This is a genomic window from Georgenia sp. Marseille-Q6866, from assembly GCF_965111665.1.
In genome coordinates this window covers 60,820-76,547 of sequence record NZ_CBCOOR010000018.1, presented here as the reverse complement: position 1 = coordinate 76,547, position 15,728 = coordinate 60,820, and the positions used below count along the sequence as shown (strand labels likewise).

15 protein-coding genes and 1 pseudogene are annotated in these 15,728 nt (G+C 71.1%); 6 read left to right on the top strand and 10 right to left on the bottom strand.

The annotated features are described in order from the left end of the window. Positions 1-673: pseudogene (locus ACWPXV_RS14485) on the bottom strand (hypothetical protein); the annotation flags it as partial. A gap of 108 nt (positions 674-781) precedes the next feature. On the opposite strand from ACWPXV_RS14485, the gene ACWPXV_RS14480 reads away from it, so the two are divergent. From ACWPXV_RS14480 to ACWPXV_RS14470, 3 genes are all read left to right on the top strand, one after another. Beyond that, on the top strand, positions 782-1,360 hold the full coding sequence (locus ACWPXV_RS14480; protein ID WP_454085872.1) for an HhH-GPD-type base excision DNA repair protein: 579 nt from the start codon (positions 782-784) through the stop codon (positions 1,358-1,360). Positions 1,361-1,397: 37 nt separating this feature from the next. After that, positions 1,398-2,192 (top strand): sulfite exporter TauE/SafE family protein, encoded by a 795-nt coding sequence (locus ACWPXV_RS14475; RefSeq protein WP_454085871.1) that lies wholly within the window; start codon positions 1,398-1,400, stop codon positions 2,190-2,192. Positions 2,193-2,529: 337 nt separating this feature from the next. Next, entirely contained in the window at positions 2,530-3,615 is a 1,086-nt protein-coding gene (locus ACWPXV_RS14470) for an IS110 family transposase (RefSeq protein WP_454085870.1), read from the top strand. 126 nt (positions 3,616-3,741) lie between these two features. On the opposite strand, the gene mmsB is transcribed toward ACWPXV_RS14470, so the two are convergent. From mmsB to ACWPXV_RS14430, 8 genes are all read right to left on the bottom strand, one after another. After that, positions 3,742-4,911 carry a multiple monosaccharide ABC transporter permease gene (gene mmsB / locus ACWPXV_RS14465; RefSeq protein WP_454085869.1) on the bottom strand — a complete coding sequence of 390 codons (1,170 nt, stop codon included), beginning with the start codon at positions 4,909-4,911 and terminating at the stop codon, positions 3,742-3,744. After that, positions 4,908-6,458, bottom strand: a complete 1,551-nt coding sequence (gene mmsA, locus ACWPXV_RS14460; RefSeq protein WP_454085868.1) for a multiple monosaccharide ABC transporter ATP-binding protein — start codon at positions 6,456-6,458, stop codon at positions 4,908-4,910. The genes mmsB and mmsA overlap by 4 nt, the downstream gene beginning before the upstream one ends. 119 nt (positions 6,459-6,577) lie before the next feature. Beyond that, on the bottom strand, positions 6,578-7,729 hold the full coding sequence (gene chvE, locus ACWPXV_RS14455) for a multiple monosaccharide ABC transporter substrate-binding protein (protein ID WP_454085867.1): 1,152 nt from the start codon (positions 7,727-7,729) through the stop codon (positions 6,578-6,580). Positions 7,730-7,926: 197 nt separating this feature from the next. Further along, complete coding sequence (locus tag ACWPXV_RS14450) at positions 7,927-8,169, bottom strand: helix-turn-helix domain-containing protein (RefSeq protein ID WP_454085866.1); 243 nt, start codon at positions 8,167-8,169, stop codon at positions 7,927-7,929. After that, on the bottom strand, positions 8,169-8,831 hold the full coding sequence (locus tag ACWPXV_RS14445) for a hypothetical protein (protein ID WP_454085865.1): 663 nt from the start codon (positions 8,829-8,831) through the stop codon (positions 8,169-8,171). The genes ACWPXV_RS14450 and ACWPXV_RS14445 overlap by 1 nt, the downstream gene beginning before the upstream one ends. A 122-nt stretch (positions 8,832-8,953) precedes the next feature. Further along, entirely contained in the window at positions 8,954-9,247 is a 294-nt protein-coding gene (locus ACWPXV_RS14440) for an antibiotic biosynthesis monooxygenase family protein (RefSeq protein WP_454085864.1), read from the bottom strand. 43 nt (positions 9,248-9,290) lie between these two features. Continuing rightward, positions 9,291-9,866, bottom strand: a complete 576-nt coding sequence (locus tag ACWPXV_RS14435; protein ID WP_454085863.1) for a hypothetical protein — start codon at positions 9,864-9,866, stop codon at positions 9,291-9,293. Positions 9,867-9,923: 57 nt separating this feature from the next. After that, positions 9,924-10,964, bottom strand: a complete 1,041-nt coding sequence (locus tag ACWPXV_RS14430; RefSeq protein WP_454085862.1) for a LacI family DNA-binding transcriptional regulator — start codon at positions 10,962-10,964, stop codon at positions 9,924-9,926. A gap of 210 nt (positions 10,965-11,174) precedes the next feature. On the opposite strand from ACWPXV_RS14430, the gene ACWPXV_RS14425 reads away from it, so the two are divergent. Together ACWPXV_RS14425 and araA are read left to right on the top strand one after the other, a co-directional pair. Next, positions 11,175-11,900, top strand: a complete 726-nt coding sequence (locus tag ACWPXV_RS14425) for an L-ribulose-5-phosphate 4-epimerase (protein WP_454085861.1) — start codon at positions 11,175-11,177, stop codon at positions 11,898-11,900. 2 nt (positions 11,901-11,902) lie between these two features. After that, positions 11,903-13,411 carry an L-arabinose isomerase gene (gene araA, locus ACWPXV_RS14420; RefSeq protein ID WP_454085860.1) on the top strand — a complete coding sequence of 503 codons (1,509 nt, stop codon included), beginning with the start codon at positions 11,903-11,905 and terminating at the stop codon, positions 13,409-13,411. A gap of 62 nt (positions 13,412-13,473) precedes the next feature. Here araA and ACWPXV_RS14415 read toward each other — a convergent pair whose 3' ends face one another. After that, positions 13,474-14,463, bottom strand: coding sequence for a LacI family DNA-binding transcriptional regulator (locus ACWPXV_RS14415; protein WP_454085859.1), 990 nt, complete (start codon positions 14,461-14,463; stop codon positions 13,474-13,476). Positions 14,464-14,700: 237 nt separating this feature from the next. Here ACWPXV_RS14415 and ACWPXV_RS14410 point away from each other — a divergent pair, with 237 nt between their 5' ends. Beyond that, complete coding sequence (locus ACWPXV_RS14410) at positions 14,701-15,693, top strand: ABC transporter substrate-binding protein (protein ID WP_454085858.1); 993 nt, start codon at positions 14,701-14,703, stop codon at positions 15,691-15,693. Positions 15,694-15,728 lie beyond the last annotated feature (35 nt).

Sequence of the window (15,728 nt, the reverse complement as noted above, 5' to 3'; positions counted from 1 at the left end):
TGACGATGGCTTGGGCGCGGGGCCAGTCGATGAGGCCTTGGTCGAGGAGCTCACCGGTGGGTTCGAACATGCCACCGAACGCGCGGCCGCAGGTGGCCATCTTGACCGCGGCCTGCTTGGTGATCCGTAGCCGCATGGACAGCTCCTGGCCCACGACGCACTCCCCGCGGGTGCGGCCGGGGATGTCCCCGGGCCAGGTGGGGTTCACCGAGTCACGCTCGGCGAGGACAGCGGCGGCGCGGGCGGCCTGGGCCGCCGACCACGCTTCCATGCGCTTGTGCGCGGCGACGACCTCCACGAGGGAGAAGTCATCCACGTCGGCGGGGTCGAGCTCTTCCAGCACCCGGGCCAGGCGTAGACCCGGAGGAAGGTGCTCGAGGAAGTCACCCAGCGCGCCGGGCTGGGGGATGAGCTCGGCCAGCACACTGCCGGGCCATCCGGGCGGCTCGCCCTCGTGGTAGGTCGGCAGGCGGAACTGCACCCACTCCAGAGGCGGTGCCTGCTCGGGGCCGGTGGGGCGGGAGACGTCGATACGGATCCGCTCGTCCTCACCCGGGACGTCGAGCTCGAGGCTCTCGAGGTAGGGGACGACGAGGCCGGGCGACGCGTCCTCGGCCGGGTCGGTGGGCGCACTGCCGGCCGCGGTCTCAGGCTCCTTGTCGTCGCGGTCCATCGGCGGCACCTCCTCGTACCACCATGATATCGAACATATGTTCGAACCGGAAGGACTGTGGAGAAGATTCTTCGATCGCATCGCACGCGCCGGTGAGAGGATCGGACCATGGACCACGACCTGCACTTCACCGGTGACGCCGCCGCCGACCAGCTACTGTCCACCGACCCGCTGGCCCTCCTCATCGGCATGCTCCTCGACCAGCAGGTGCCGATGGAGACCGCCTTCGCCGGCCCCCACAAGCTCCACGAGCGCCTCGGTGGCTTCGACGCCGCCCGCCTCGCGGCCATGGACCCCGACGAGCTCACCGACGTCATGCGCCAGACCCCGGCCGTCCACCGCTACCCCGGCTCGATGGCGAAGCGGATCGTCGCGCTGAGCGCCGCCGTCGTCGAGGACTACGACGGTGACGTCTCGCGCCTGTGGACCGACGGCGACCCCGACGGCGCCGAGATCCTGCGCCGCCTCAAGAAGCTGCCCGGCTACGGGGAGCAGAAGGCGAAGATATTCCTCGCCCTCCTCGGCAAGCAGTGCGGCCTCGAGGCGCCGGGCTGGCGAGAGGCGGCGGGGAACTACGGCGAGGAGGACGCACGCCGGTCGATCGCCGACGTCGTCGACGAGGACACCCTCCTCCAGGTCCGCGAGACCAAGCGCGCGATGAAGGCGGCAGCCAAGAAGAAGGACTGAGCGTGCGACCCGCGGCCACCCACCCGAGCGTGCGGCGATGAGCGCCGCGATCGCCGCGGGCGTCGGAGTGCTCGTCGGCGTCGTCGTCGGCACCCTCGGCGCGGGCGGCGGCATCCTCAGCCTCCCGATCCTCGTCTACGTCCTGGGCGAGGACCCGCACGCCGCGGCGACGGCCTCGCTCGTCATCGTCGGGGCGACGTCCGTGGTGTCCCTCGTGCCGCACGCGCGGCGCGGCAACGTCCAGTGGCGCCGCGGGCTCGTCTTCGGCCTGCTCGGCGCCGTGGGCGCCGTCGGGGGAGCGCGGCTCGCGGCGCTCGTCGACGCCGACCTCCTCATGGTGCTGCTCGCCGCGCTGCTCCTCGTCGTCTCCGCCGTCATGCTCCGCCGCTCCCTCGCCGACCGTCGGCGCGGCGACGACGACGCCCCGGCGCCGCCGTCGTCGAGCCTGGTCGTCACGGGGCTGCTCACGGTCCTCGTCGCCTCGTGCGTCGGCCTGCTCACCGGCTTCTTCGGCGTGGGTGGCGGCTTCATCGTCGTCCCGGCGCTGCTCCTCGTCATGCGGGTCGACATGCGCCTGGCGGTGGGGACCTCGCTGCTCGTCATCGTCGTCAACGCCGTCCTCGGCCTCGTGGGCCGCGTGGGACAGGACCTCGCCGTCGACTGGCCCGTCGTCGCGGCCTTTACCGTCACCTCGATGCTCGGCGGCCTCCTCGCCGGGCGCTTCTCCGCGCGAGCCAGGCCCCGCACGCTGAGCCTGCTCTTCGCGCTGCTCCTCCTCGCCGTCGCCGTCGTCACCGGCGTCCAGGCCGTCCCCGCCCTCCTCGCCGGCTGAGGCGCTCACCGTCCGCCGCCCCGAGGAACAACTCAGCGCTCTGTGAGTCTTGGTGGTGGCTGGCCTGGGGCTGGCTGCCGGGGCTAGGTTCTGAGTCCTTGGCGCGGGTGTGACTCTTCAGCGCTTTGGCCCTGCGGGTGCCGTTACGCCGATATGTCCGCTCGCGTTGGGGGGTCGGCACCGGCCCCGGCCCACCACGATGGCCTGATAGAAGCATGCCCGACCCCTCCGGTGAAGAGGGGCCGTGGTCCATCACAGAGTTGCCTCGTAGTGATCTCACCCCGGGACCGGCACCGACCAGCAGCGGATGCCTCACCTGGAAGGAGATCGGCCCGCCATGGCCATCGTCGCAAACACCTACACCTATGTCATCGGCGTGGACACTCACGCCGCCACCCACACCTACGCGTTGCTCAGCGCCCCGGCCGGTGCGCTGGAGGCCACCGCGACATTCCCCGCCACCGCGGCGGGCACCAGGCGGGCGTTGTCCTGGGTCGCGCGCCGCACCGGCGGTGACCTGGACGCGGTGCTGGTGGTCGTGGAGGGCACCGGCTCCTACGGCGCCCAAGTCACCGACGCCGCCCAGCAGGCCGGCTACCGCACGGTCGAAGCCCCGCCCGTGCCCGCGGCGGCGCGCCGGGGGCGGGGCAAGAGCGATGAGCTGGACGCCGAGCTCATCGCCCGCACCACCCTGCCCCTGCCCGTCGACCGGCTGCGTGAACCCCGCCAGGGCGATGGAACACGCGCGGCGCTGCGCATCCTGCTCGCCGCCCGTGAGCAGATCACCACTCAGCGCACCGCCACCCTCAACGCGCTGACCGCGCTGCTGCGCACCCACGACCTGGGCATCGACGCCCGCCGGCCCCTGACCTCCGCCCAGGTCACGAAGATCGCCGCCTGGCGACCGGGCACCGGCCCAGACCTGGCCCTGACCACCGCCCGCCGAGAAGCCCCCCGCCTGGCCCGCGCCATCACCGCTGCCGACCGCGACCTCAAGGCCAACACCACCGAGCTCACGACCCTGCTCAAAGCCCACCCCCACGGCCCGGTCCTGCTCGCCCAGCCCGGCCTGGGCCCGGTCAACGCCGCCATCGTCCTGACCACCTGGTCCCACCCCGGACGCATCCACTCCGAAGCCGCCTTCGCCGCGATCGCCGGAGCCAGCCCACTACCCGCGTCCTCGGGCAACACCGTCCGTCACCGACTCAACCGCACCGGAGACCGGCGCCTGAACCGCGCCCTGCACACCATCGCCGTCAACCGCATGATCCACGACCCACGCACCCGCGCCTACGTCGACCGCAAACGAGCCGAAGGCCGCACCACCGCCGAGATCCGCAGAACCCTCAAGCGCTACATCGCCCGCCACCTCTACCGACTCCTGAACAACCCACCCTACCCACCGCCGCTTGACACGACATAGAAGCATCGGCGGGAAGGGGACGGGGAGGGGCGGGGAGCGCCGGGGAGGGCGGGCTGGGGGCGCTGTGGCCCACGAACGACGAACGCCCCACGTCCGAGGACGTGGGGCGTTCACTTTGCGGACGGGTCAGCGACCCGTGCGCCGCTTGCTCAGGAGGTCGAAGGCGACCGCCAGGAGGAGGACCAGACCCTTGATGGTCTGCTGCCAGGCGGGGTCGACGGCCATGATCGACAGGCCCATGTTGAGCACGCCCATGATGAGCGCTCCGATGATGGCGCCGGAGACCTTGCCGATGCCGCCGGAGACGGCGGTGCCGCCGATGAAGGCCGCGGCGATCGCGTCGAGCTCGAACATCTCTCCGGCGGAGGCGACGCCGGCGCCCGCGCGCGAGGCGGTGACGACGCCGGCGAGGGCGGCGAGGACGCCCATGTTGACGAAAACCATGAAGTCCACGCGCTTGGTGTCGATGCCGGTGAGGCGGGCGGCGTGGAGGTTGCCGCCGACGGCGTAGACGTGCCGGCCGAAGACCGTGCGGTTCATGAGGAAGGTGTAGCCGACGATGAGCACGCCGACGATGATGAGGACGATCGGGGTGCCGCCGGCGCTGCGGGACAGCACCCAGGTGCCGTAGCCGATGGCGACGGCGAAGAGCGCGAGCTTGCCGATGAAGGCGGCCCGGGGCTCGGACACGAGGTCGTGCTTGCGGGCCGCGAGCCGGTTGCGGACCTGGGTGAGCAGGACGCCGGCGATCGCGACCGCGCCGATGAGGAGCGTGACGACGTCGAGGTTGGCGACGTAGCCCAGCGCGTTGGGCACCGAGCCGTTGGAGATCGCGTTGAACGGGCGGGGCAGACCCGCCACCGTGGTGCCGACGAGGACGATCGCCAGTCCACGGAAGATGAGCATGCCGCCGAGGGTGACGATGAACGCGGGGATCCCGACGTAGGCCACCCAGAAGCCCTGCCACGCCCCGATGACGGCACCGAGGAGGAGCGCGGCGAGCACGGCCAGGAGCCAGTGCACGTCCCAGCTGTTCATCATGATCGCCGTGACACCACCGACGAACGCGACCACCGAGCCGACCGAGAGGTCGATGTGGCGGGCGACGATGACCATGACCATGCCGATGGCCAGGATCATCACGTAGGCGTTCTGCTGGATGAGGCTCGCGACGTTGTTCGGCCGCAGGAGCAGCCCGCCGGTGAGCACCTGGAAGAGGAGGACGATCGCGACGAGGGCGAGCCAGATGCCGTACTGGCGGACGTTGCGGCTCATGTACTGCGTCAGCGTGCTCATCGCGAGACGCCCTCCTTGTCCATGGTCATGTAGTGCATGAGGGACTCCTGGTCGGCCTCGCCCCGGGCCAGCTCCCCGGTGATGCGGCCGGCGCTCATCGCGTAGATCCGGTCGCAGATGCCGAGTAGCTCGGGCAGCTCGGAGGAGATGACGAGGACGCCCTTGCCGGCGTCGGCCAGGGCGTTGATGATCTGGTAGATCTCGAACTTCGCGCCGACGTCGATCCCGCGGGTCGGCTCGTCGAGGATGAGGACGTCGGGGTCGGTGTAGATCCACTTCGACAGGACGACTTTCTGCTGGTTTCCCCCCGAAAGCTGGCCGACGATCGCGTCGACCGACGGGGTCTTGATGCGCAGGTCCTTGCGGTAGGACTCGGCGACGTTCGCCTCGCTGTGCCGGTCGACGACCCCGTTCGTGGACAGCTTGCCCAGCCCGGCGGAGGTGACGTTGGTCTTGATGTCCTGGATGAGGTTCAGGCCTAGGCTCTTGCGGTCCTCCGTCGCGTACGCCAGGCCGTGCGCGATGGCCTGCCCCACGCTGTGGGCGGTGATCTCCCTGCCGTCCTTGAAGAGCCGCCCGGAGATGTTGACGCCGTAGGAGTGCCCGAACACCGACATGCTCAGCTCGGTGCGACCGGCGCCCATGAGGCCGGCGAGCCCGACGATCTCCCCGCGCCGCACGGTGAGGTTCGCGCCGTCGACGACCTTGCGGCTCGGGTCGTTGGGGTGGTGGACCGTCCAGTCCTCGACGCGCAGCACCTCGTCCCCGATGGTGGGGACGCGGTCGGGGAAGCGGTGGGCGAGGTCGCGCCCCACCATGTGGCGGATGATCTCGCCCTCGGACACGGGCGAGGGGCCGTGCATGTCCACCGTCGTGATCGTGCGGCCGTCGCGCAAAACCGTCGTGGAGTCGGCGATGGCGGCGATCTCGTTGAGCTTGTGGGAGATGATGATCATCGAGATGCCCTGGTCGCGCAGCTGGCGCATGAGGTCGAGCAGGTGCTCGCTGTCCTCCTCGTTGAGCGCGGCCGTCGGCTCGTCCAGGATGAGCAGCTTGACGCGCTTGGACAGCGCCTTGGCGATTTCGACGAGCTGCTGGCGGCCCACACCGAGGTCGATGATCTTGTCGTCGGGGTCGGCCCGCAGGCCGACGCGGGCGATGAGCTTGGCCGCCTCGCTGTTCGTGGCGTTCCAGTCGATGACCCCGCCCCTGGCCTGCTCGTTGCCGAGGAAGATGTTCTCCGCGACCGACAGGTACGGGCTCAGGGCCAGCTCCTGGTGGATGATGACGATCCCGCGGGCCTCGCTGTCGCGGATCGAGCGGAAGTCGCAGAGCTGCCCGTCGAAGACGATCTCGCCGTCGTAGGAGCCGTGCGGGTAGACCCCGGACAGGACGTTCATCAGGGTCGACTTGCCGGCCCCGTTCTCCCCGCAGATCGCGTGGACCTCCCCGCGACGGACGGTGAGGTTGACGTCCTCCAGCGCCTTGACGCCCGGGAAGGTCTTGGTGATGTCCTTCATCTGAAGGATCGTGTGCTCAGCTGACATGGCGTGGTTCCTTCGCAGACGCGGGGCCGGTCAGGACGTGCGCCCCGCGGTCCGCGCCCCAGGCCGGTGGAGGCCTGGGGCGCGGGGGAGCGGTCGGGTGGGACGGTCCAGCAGGCCCGTCAGAGATCGAGCTCGCTCGCGTCGTAGAACTCGGACCCGACGAGCTTGTCCTCGACGGTCTCGGGAGTGACGACCTCGGGAGGCAGGAGGTAGGACGGGACGACCTTGACCCCGTTGTCGTAGGTCTCGGTGTCGTTGACCTCGACCTCCTCGCCCTTGACGATCTGGTCGACCATCGTGGCCACCTGCGCGCCCAGGGTGCGGGTGTCCTTCCAGACCGTCATCGACTGCATGCCCGCGAGCATGTTGTTGACGTTGGCCAGGTCCGCGTCCTGACCGGTGATGACCGGCCAGTCCTCACCGGGGGTGTAGCCGGCCGCGTCCAGGGCCTGCTCGATGCCCAGCGCGAGGGAGTCGTTGGGGGAGAGCACGACGTCGACCTTCTCGTCGCCCGCGTAGAAGGAGTTGAGCCGGTTCTCCATCTCCGACTGCGCGGTGTCGGACTCCCAGCCCTGGATGCCGATCGTCGTCCAGTCCTCGGCGCTGGCAGGAGCCTTGCCCGAGGGCACGACGAGCTGGCCGCCCTCGACGTAGGGCAGGAGCACGTCCCAGGCGCCGGCGAAGAAGAAGCGCGCGTTGTTGTCGTCCGGGGAGCCGGCGAAGGGCTCGAGGGTGAACGGGCCCTCCTCGCCATCGGCCAGGCCCAGCTCCTCGACGATGAAGTCGCCCTGCATCTGGCCGACGCCGTAGTTGTCGAAGGTCGCGTAGTAGTCCACGGCCTCAGAGCCGTTGATGAGCCGGTCGTAGGCGATGACGTCCACGCCCTGGCTCTCCGCGGCCTCGAGGACCGGGGTGAGGGCGGTGCCGTCGATCGCGGCGATGACCAGGACCTCGGGCTCCTGGTTGAGCATCGTCTGGATCTGGTTGATCTGCTGGTCGACCTCGTTGTCCGCGTACTGCAGGGACGTCTCGTACCCCATCTCCTGCAGCGCGGCCTCGAGGTTCGCGCCGTCGTTGTTCCAGCGCTCGAGCGAGCGCGTCGGCATCGCGATGCCGACGAGGCCGCCACCCTCGCTGCCGCCTTCCGTGGCCGCCGTGTCGTCGCCCTCCTCGGTGGGCTCCGGCGTGCGCTCGGCGCTGCACGCGGCAGCCCCGAGCATGAGGGCGGAGGTGGCGAGGAGCGCCATGGCCTTTCGGGTGCGCAGTGACATGTGAGTCCTCCTGTGGCGCGTGCGTCGTCGGCACGCCATGAGTAACGACGACCGGGCCGTCGGCCCGAACGTTCCGCTGTAGGGGGAGCCCGCCTGTGCGCCCGCGCCGACTCCCGTGTCGGTTAGTTGTCTCGCGGAACTTACGCCCACGCGACCCGGTTAGCAAGCATCGTTGCAGCCGTTCTGCACCCGGGGGCTCAGCGGTCCGCGCGGACGAGCAGCTCCCCGATCTCGCAGTCCAGCGCCTGGCAGATCGCGATGAGGGTGGAGAAGCGGATCGCGCGGGCGCGGTCGTTCTTGAGCACCGAGAGGTTGACGATGCTCATCCCCACGAGCTCGCTCAGGCGGGTGAGGGTCATGCCGCGCTCGGCGAGCAGCTCGTCGAGGCGGCAGTGGACGCCGGTGGGGGCGTCCTCCTCCGCGGTTCTCGCGCGCGCCATCAGACCAGGCCCTCGGTGTCCCGCTGCAGCCGTGCGCCGATCTGGAAGGCGAGGGCGACCACGGCCAGGGCCAGCCCCACGCCGACCGGTGCGAGGTCGACCGACAGGCCGAAGGCGAGGAGGCTCTCGGCGGACGGGTCGGTGCCGCCGGTGACCGCGGGGCCGAGGTGCTCGACGACCGCCGCCCTCCCGGCGGCCTCGAGCAGCTGGGCGGCGGTACCGCCGACGATGATGAGGACGGCGCTCGCGACGAGCGCGGCGGTCACCGAGCGCCCGAAGGGACGGGTGCGCAGCACCCGCAGGGCGAGCCAGAGCAGCGTGAGGCTGACGCCGACGACAGCCAGCGCCGTCACCGCCGACTGCCCGGCGAAGAGCCACCGCGCGGAGTCCGGCAGGCCGGCGACGCTGAGCGTGGCCGAGTCGTACCAGGCGGCGGTCACCTGCTCGACGGGCTCGGTGACCTCCGGCGGACGGGCGTTGACGAGCTCGAAGCCGTGGATCGTCAGCGGGTCGTCACGCAGGGCCTGGACCACGGACAGCACGCCGCCGACGGCGGCGCCCAGAGCCACCAGGCCGGCCAGGGCAGCCGTCGCGCCCAGCGCGAAGCGGTCCCCGCGGGACATGGCCGGCCGCTCGTCCACGGGCGGTGTCACAGCGTTCATCATCGGCTCCTTATCGAGAGTCGTTAATAACGACTCTCGATAAGGTAAGCCGCGGCCGTGCCGCTGTCAACGGCCGTCACGTCGGCGGGTGAGATGGCGGGCGGGGTGGCCCGCCGTCGTCGTCAGGTCAGGTCGACGACCTCGAACTCGAGGAGCTCGGCGCCGCTCGCCACCGGACGGCCGCCCCCGTGACCGTGCTGGAACTCCTGGGAGTCGCGCCAGGCCTCGAAGTCGGCCTGGCTCGCCCACGTCGTCACGACGAAGTAGCGCTCCTCCCCGGCCACCGGGCGCAGCAGCTGGAAGCCCTCGAAGCCGGGGGCGGAGTCGACGGCGTGCTTGCGGGCGGAGAACCGCGCCTCGAGCTCGGGGCCGGAGCCCTCGGGCACGGAGATGGCGTTGATCTTGACGACGGACATGCGGTCTCCCTCGGTAGTGGTCGTGCCACGATCGTAGGAGGGCTCAGTCCAGGAGCCAGTGGTAGCGCAGCCGCAGCGCCCGCTCCAGGCCCGCGAGCAGGGCGGCGACGGACAGCGGCGTGTTGAGCGAGGCCGGCAGCGTGACCGGTGCGGTGAACTCGTACCAGCCCGTGACTCGCGCGCCCAGCTCGAGGAGCTGGGGCACCTGGAGGAGCAGGGCGAGGGCGAGGACCATCCACGAGGCCGCGGCCAGGCGCCTGCTCAGCGTGGGACGGTCGCGGTCGAGGTCCGCGCGCCACCGCTCCGCGGTGCCCGGCCCCGGGACCAGCTGTGTCTCGGTGCCGTCGGGCCGCACGAGGTGGGCGCGGCGTAGGCCGAGGAGGCTCCACGCGACCTCCAGGCGTGCGCCGTCGTCGAGCATGAACGACGAGGTGCCGCGCTGCACCCGCTCCTGCACGCCGTCGCGGTAGAGGTGGACCTTCTCGTCCCAGTCGAGGTAGTCGACCTCGACGTCCCACCGCGCCCCGGCGTGCTCCGTGCCGAACACCCCCCGCCACAGCGCCTGCCACCCGCGCACCGGCCGCAGCGCGCTGCCGTCCCCTGCCTTCTCCCTCGCCACGGGCCCAGCCTGCCGGGCGCCCCCGGCCGCCGCGTCCACCTTTCGGCCGACACCCGGTCAGCCGACGGGCTCTCCCCGCCGCGCGCCGCAGGACTCGCGGACCACGAGCTCGGGCCGGTTCGGCTCCGGGTCCCCGCTGCGCCCCTCGAGGGCCGCGAACAGGGTGTCGATGGCGTGCCGGCCAAGCGCCTCGAAGGGCTGGCGGACCGTGGTGAGCGGCGGTTCGTAGAACTCGCAGCCGGCGACGTCGTCGTAGCCGACGACGGCGATGTCCTCGGGGATCCGCAGCCCCGCCTGGTGGAAGGCCCGCATCGCCCCGAGGGCCATGTAGTCGTTGGCGGCGAAGACGGCGGTCGGCAGCTCGCGCTGGGCGAGGAGCTGCTGGGCACCCGCGTAGCCGTCGGCGCCCTCCCAGCCGCCGCTCACCGGCTCGGGGACGGGCAGCCCCGCGTCGGCGAGCTCGGCCTGCCAGCCCACCACGCGGGCCCGCGCGTCGAACCACTCGAAGGGGCCGGCGATGTGGGCGATGCGCTCGTGGCCGAGGCCGATGAGGTGCGCCGTCGCGTCCCGCGCGCCCTGCTCGTTGTCGATGGCCACGACGTGGAGCGGGCCGGGCTCGGGCAGGTCGGTGGCGATGGCGACGACCGGCAGCGTCCCGGCGAGCCGCTGCGCCTCGACGGCGGTCTGCATCGTCGGCGCGACGACGATGATGCCGTCCACGCCGAGGGTGAGGAAGAAGTCGAGCACGTCGGTGGGGCTGGTGCGCGCCGTCTCGGTGGCCGCGCTGATCGTCGCGTAGCCGAAGGCGCGGGCGGCCTCCTGAATCGCGAGGCTCGTGTGGCTGGGCCCGAAGAGGGTCACTGCCGGGGTGACGACGCCGATGAGGTGGGAGCGGCTGGTGGCCAGCGCGCGCGCCGACATGTTGCGGCGGTAGCCGAGCGCCGCGATCGCCTCCTCCACCCGCAGGCGGGTGGCCGGCCGCACGAGATCGGGGGAGTTGAGCACTCGCGAGACGGTCTGGTGGGAGACGCCCGCACGCGCGGCGACGTCCGCCATCACCGGCAGTCGTCTGGCCTTCCCTGGCACGACGTTGTCCACTGGGGTTTCTCCTATCGGGTCCTCGGCACATTGTGCCGTCTGGACGCCAGGCGCCGGCCTACGTGTTCGGCGCGAGTCCCGTGCGCATACTCGGCAAAAGTCGATGTGAGCGGTAACATCACCGGCGATGGGTCGATGACGACGAAACGTGAGGACACGAATGACTCCCAGGACAACCACCTCCGTCACCGGCACGAGGGAGGACGCGCGATGAGAGCGCTGACCGATCTCACCGCCGAGCAGCAGGAGGCCGTGGCCAACACGCGCGGCCTCGTCGCGGCTCTCCACGCCGAGCTCCCGCGCAACGGGCTGGTCGTGTGGACCGCCGGCAACGTCTCCCAGCGCGTGCCCGGCACCGACCTGTTCGTCATCAAGCCCTCGGGTGTCTCCTACGACCAGCTCGCCCCGGACGTCATGGTCGTGTGCGAGCTGGACGGCACGAAGATCGACGACGGCACCGCGGCCCACCTGCAGCCCTCGTCCGACACCGCCGCGCACGCCTACGTCTACCGGCACATGCCCGAGGTGGGCGGCGTCGTCCACACCCACTCGCCCTACGCCACCGCCTGGGCGGCGGTGGGCGAGCCGGTGCCGTGCACGCTGACGATGATGGCCGACGAGTTCGGCGGCCCGGTGCCCATCGGCCCCTTCGCGCTCATCGGTGACGACTCCATCGGCCGCGGCATCGTCGAGACGCTGCGAGGCTCGCGCTCGCCGGCCGTGCTCATGCAGAACCACGGCCCCTTCACCATCGGCAAGGACGCCCGCGCCGCCGTCAAGGCCGCCGTCATGGTCGAGGAGGTGGCCCGGACGACCTTCCTGGCCCGCCAGCTCGGCACCCCGATCCCGATGGACCAGGCCGACATCGACCGCCTCTACGACCGTTACCAGAACGTCTACGGCCAGCACGCCGACGACGACGAGCAGGAGAGCTGAACATGGACAACCCCTTTGAGGGCAAGGAGATCTGGTTCCTCACCGGGAGCCAGGACCTCTACGGCGAGGACACCCTGGCCCAGGTGGCCGAGCAGTCGGCGCAGATCGTCGCGACGCTCAATGAGGCCGAGCAGATCCCCGTCCGCATCGTGCTCAAGGGCACGATGAAGGACCGCGACACGATCCGCGACACCGCCCGCGCCGCCAACGCCGACCCGCGCTGCCTCGGCGTCGTCGTGTGGATGCACACCTTCTCCCCGGCGAAGATGTGGATCCTCGGCCTGGACGCGCTGGACAAGCCGATCCTCCACCTCCACACCCAGGCCAACCTCGCGCTGCCGTGGTCCACGATCGACATGGACTTCATGAACCTCAACCAGGCGGCGCACGGCGACCGGGAGTTCGCCTACCTCGCCACCCGGATGGGCGTGGCACGCAAGACCGTCGTCGGGCACGCGAGCCACGAGCCGCTGCGCGACAAGATCGCCACCTGGGCCCGCGCTGCCGCGGGCTGGGACGCGCTGCAGCACATGCGCGTGGCCCGCTTCGGGGACAACATGCGCGACGTCGCCGTCACCGAGGGGGACAAGACCGAGGCGGAGATCGCCCTCGGCGTCTCGATCAACACCTGGGGGGTCAACGACCTCGTCGAGCAGGTCGAGGCCGTGGAGGAGTCCGCGATCGACGCGCTCGTCGCCGAGTACGACGAGCTGTATGACGTCGTGCCCGAGCTCGGGCCGGACGGCGAGCGCCGCGAGTCGCTGCGCTACGGCGCCCGCCAGGAGCTCGCCCTGCGCGCCTTCCTCGAGGAGGGCGGCTTCACCGCCTTCACGACGAACTTCCAGGACCTCGGTGGGCTGCGCCAGCTGCCCGGCCTCGCCGTCCAGCGGCTCATGGCCGACGGCTACGGCTTCGGCGCCGAGGGCGACTGGAAGACGGCGGTCCTCGTGCGCGCGGCCAAGGTCATGGGCTACGGCCTGCCCGGCGGCGCCTCCCTCATGGAGGACTACACCTACGAGCTGACCCCGGGCCGGGAGAAGATCCTCGGCGCGCACATGCTCGAGATCTGCCCGAGCCTCACCGAGGACCGGCCCTCCCTGGAGATCCACCCGCTCGGCATCGGGGAGCGTGAGGACCCGGTCCGCCTCAAGTTCACCGCGGACCCCGGCCCGGCCGTCCTCGTCTCCCTCGCCGACCTGCGCGAGCGCTTCCGCCTCACCGCGAACGTCGTCGACGTCGTCGAGCCGGACGAGGAGCTGCCCAACCTCCCCGTCGCCTGCGCCGTGTGGGAGCCGCGCCCGGACTTCGCGACCTCCGCGGAGTGCTGGCTCACGGCCGGGGGAGCCCACCACACCGTGATGTCGACGGCGCTGGGCATCGAGGTCTTCGACGACCTCGCGACCATTGCCGGCATGGAGCTCGCCGTCATCGACGAGGACACCTCGGCGCGGGCGTTCCGCGACGAGCTGCGCCTCAACCTCGCGTACTACCGCCTGGCCCAGGGCCTGTAGCGCGACCGCAGCAGAGAGGGGCCGGCCCGGGCGGGGCCGGCCCCTCTCGTGTGGAGCGGCGCTCAGCGCGTGACGTGCCGCCCCGAGGAAGCGCGGACCACCAGCTCCGGCCGGCTCGACGCCGGGGCAGGGGTGTCGCCCGCGAGGACCGCCACGAGCGTGTCGATCGCCTGGCGACCGACGTCGTCGAAGGGCTGGCGCACCGTCGTCAGGGGTGGTCCGTAGAAGGCCGAGCCCGGGACGTCGTCGTAGCCGACGACGGCGATGTCGTCGGGGACGCAGCGGCCCGCGTCGGCGAAGGCTCGAAGCAGACCCAGGGCGAGCTGGTCGTTGGCGGCGAAGACCGCCGTCGGCACCTCTCGTTGCCCGAGGAGCCGCTGCCCGGCCGCGTAGCCCTGACCCGCGTCCCAGCCGCCCTCGACGACCTCGGGGGTGGGCAGACCGGCGTCGAGGAGCTCGGCCCGCCACCCCTCGACGCGTGCACGTGCCTCGAACCAGTCCGAGGGGCCGGCGACGTGGGCGATGTGGCGGTGACCGAGGCCGATGAGGTGGGCGGTGGCGTCGCGTGCTCCCTGCCGGTGGTCGATGCTCACCAGGTGGAGGGGGCCTGAGGCCGGCTGGTCGGCGGAGATGATGACGACGGGGAGCGAGACGGCCAGCTCGTGCGCCGCCTCGGCCGTCCTGACGGTGGGCGCCACGACGACGATCCCGTCGACGCGCAGGTCGAGGAAGAACTCGAGGACGTCGTGCGGGTTCGCCGTCGCGTCCTCGATCGCGGCGGTCACGCTCGCGTACCCGGCCGCACGGGCGGCGTGCTGGATCGCCGTCGTCGCGTGGCTCGGTCCGAAGAGCGTCACCCCCGGGGTCACGACGCCGATGAGCTGGCTGCGGTTCGTCGCCAGTGCCCGCGCGGAGAGGTTGCGCCGGTAGCCGAGGTCGGCGATCGCGCTGCGCACGCGCTCGCGCGTCGCCGGACGGACGAGGGCGGGCGTGTTGAGCACTCGCGAGACGGTCTGGTGGGACACCCCGGCGCGTGCGGCGACATCCGCCATCACGGGGGGTCGTCGTGGCGTCAGTGGTGAGTTCATCGTTATCCCTGCAGGTGAGACGGCGTCGTCGGCGACTGCTCGTGTCCGGGTGGGGGTTCCGCCCGGGCGGTCTGCCTCGACCGAGAACCTTCGCAAACCCCTTGACCGGGCAAATGTTAGCGCCCACAATGAGAGCGCTAACACACTGACACGCACACTAGGTGCGACAGGCATCGAAGTCGATGCTCTCGAGGAGGAGACATGTTCAGTAGGAGCAGCGCGCGCCTGCGGGCGACGGCGGCACTGGCAGCAGCAGGAATGCTGGCTCTCGCCGGCTGTGGCGGAGGGAACGGTGACGGCGGTGACGACGCCACCGGGGCAGGAGGCGGCGGTGACGAGCTCATCCGCGTCGGCTTCTCGCAGCTCGGCGCCGAGAGCGGGTGGCGTACCGCCAACACCGAGTCGGTCCAGGCCAGCCTGAGTGAGGAGAACGGGATCGACCTCACCTTCGTCGACGCCCAGCAGAAGCAGGAGAACCAGATCCGGGCCCTGCGGGACTTCGTCTCGCAGGACATGGACGTCATCGCGTTCTCGCCGGTCATCGAGACCGGCTGGGACCAGGTCCTCCAGGAGATCAAGGACGCCGGCATCCCCGTCGTCCTCGTCGACCGCACCGTCGAGACGACGGTCGAGGACCCCTTCGTCACGTGGATCGGCTCGGACTTCCGGGCCGAGGGGGTCACCGCGGGGGAGTGGGTGGCCGAGAACAACCCTGACGCCCAGATCTTCGAGCTCCAGGGAACGATGGGCTCCGGCGCGCAGGTCGACCGCCAGGAGGGCTTCCGCGAGATCGTCGGTGACCAGATCATCGGCGAGGCCAGCGGCAACTTCACCCGCGCCGAGGGCCGCACGGCCGTCGAGGCGGCGCTGCAGGCCTACCCCGACATGGACCTCATCTTCTCCCACAACGACGACATGGGGCTCGGCGCCATCGAGGCCATCGAGGCCGCCGGCATGACGCCCGGTGAGGACATCACCATCGTCACCGTCGACGCCGTCAAGGACGGGCTCCAGGCCCTCGTCGACGGCAAGTTCAACTTCGTCGTCGAGTGCAACCCGGTGTTCGGCGACCAGCTCGCCGAGCTCATCAACCAGGTGGCCGCCGGCGAGGAGGTCCCCGAGCAGACCTTCGTCGAGGAGAGCGCCTTCGACCAGACCATCACGCAGGAGTTCGTGGACGAGCGGCCGTACTGACGCAGGCCGGCGCCGGGAGCCTCCCGGCGCCGACC

Excerpts from the sequence above, each read along its gene's own strand:
- ACWPXV_RS14480 (WP_454085872.1), top strand. The coding sequence starts at position 782 with ATGGACCACGACCTGCACTTCACCGGTGACGCCGCCGCCGACCAGCTA.
- mmsB (WP_454085869.1), bottom strand. The coding sequence starts at position 4,911 with ATGAGCACGCTGACGCAGTACATGAGCCGCAACGTCCGCCAGTACGGC.
- chvE (WP_454085867.1), bottom strand. The coding sequence starts at position 7,729 with ATGTCACTGCGCACCCGAAAGGCCATGGCGCTCCTCGCCACCTCCGCC.
- ACWPXV_RS14425 (WP_454085861.1), top strand. The coding sequence starts at position 11,175 with ATGAGAGCGCTGACCGATCTCACCGCCGAGCAGCAGGAGGCCGTGGCC.
- ACWPXV_RS14450 (WP_454085866.1), bottom strand. The coding sequence starts at position 8,169 with ATGGCGCGCGCGAGAACCGCGGAGGAGGACGCCCCCACCGGCGTCCAC.
- ACWPXV_RS14470 (WP_454085870.1), top strand. The coding sequence starts at position 2,530 with ATGGCCATCGTCGCAAACACCTACACCTATGTCATCGGCGTGGACACT.
- ACWPXV_RS14475 (WP_454085871.1), top strand. The coding sequence starts at position 1,398 with ATGAGCGCCGCGATCGCCGCGGGCGTCGGAGTGCTCGTCGGCGTCGTC.
- mmsA (WP_454085868.1), bottom strand. The coding sequence starts at position 6,458 with ATGTCAGCTGAGCACACGATCCTTCAGATGAAGGACATCACCAAGACC.
- ACWPXV_RS14445 (WP_454085865.1), bottom strand. The coding sequence starts at position 8,831 with ATGAACGCTGTGACACCGCCCGTGGACGAGCGGCCGGCCATGTCCCGC.
- araA (WP_454085860.1), top strand. The coding sequence starts at position 11,903 with ATGGACAACCCCTTTGAGGGCAAGGAGATCTGGTTCCTCACCGGGAGC.
- ACWPXV_RS14440 (WP_454085864.1), bottom strand. The coding sequence starts at position 9,247 with ATGTCCGTCGTCAAGATCAACGCCATCTCCGTGCCCGAGGGCTCCGGC.
- ACWPXV_RS14415 (WP_454085859.1), bottom strand. The coding sequence starts at position 14,463 with ATGGCGGATGTCGCCGCACGCGCCGGGGTGTCCCACCAGACCGTCTCG.
- ACWPXV_RS14410 (WP_454085858.1), top strand. The coding sequence starts at position 14,701 with ATGTTCAGTAGGAGCAGCGCGCGCCTGCGGGCGACGGCGGCACTGGCA.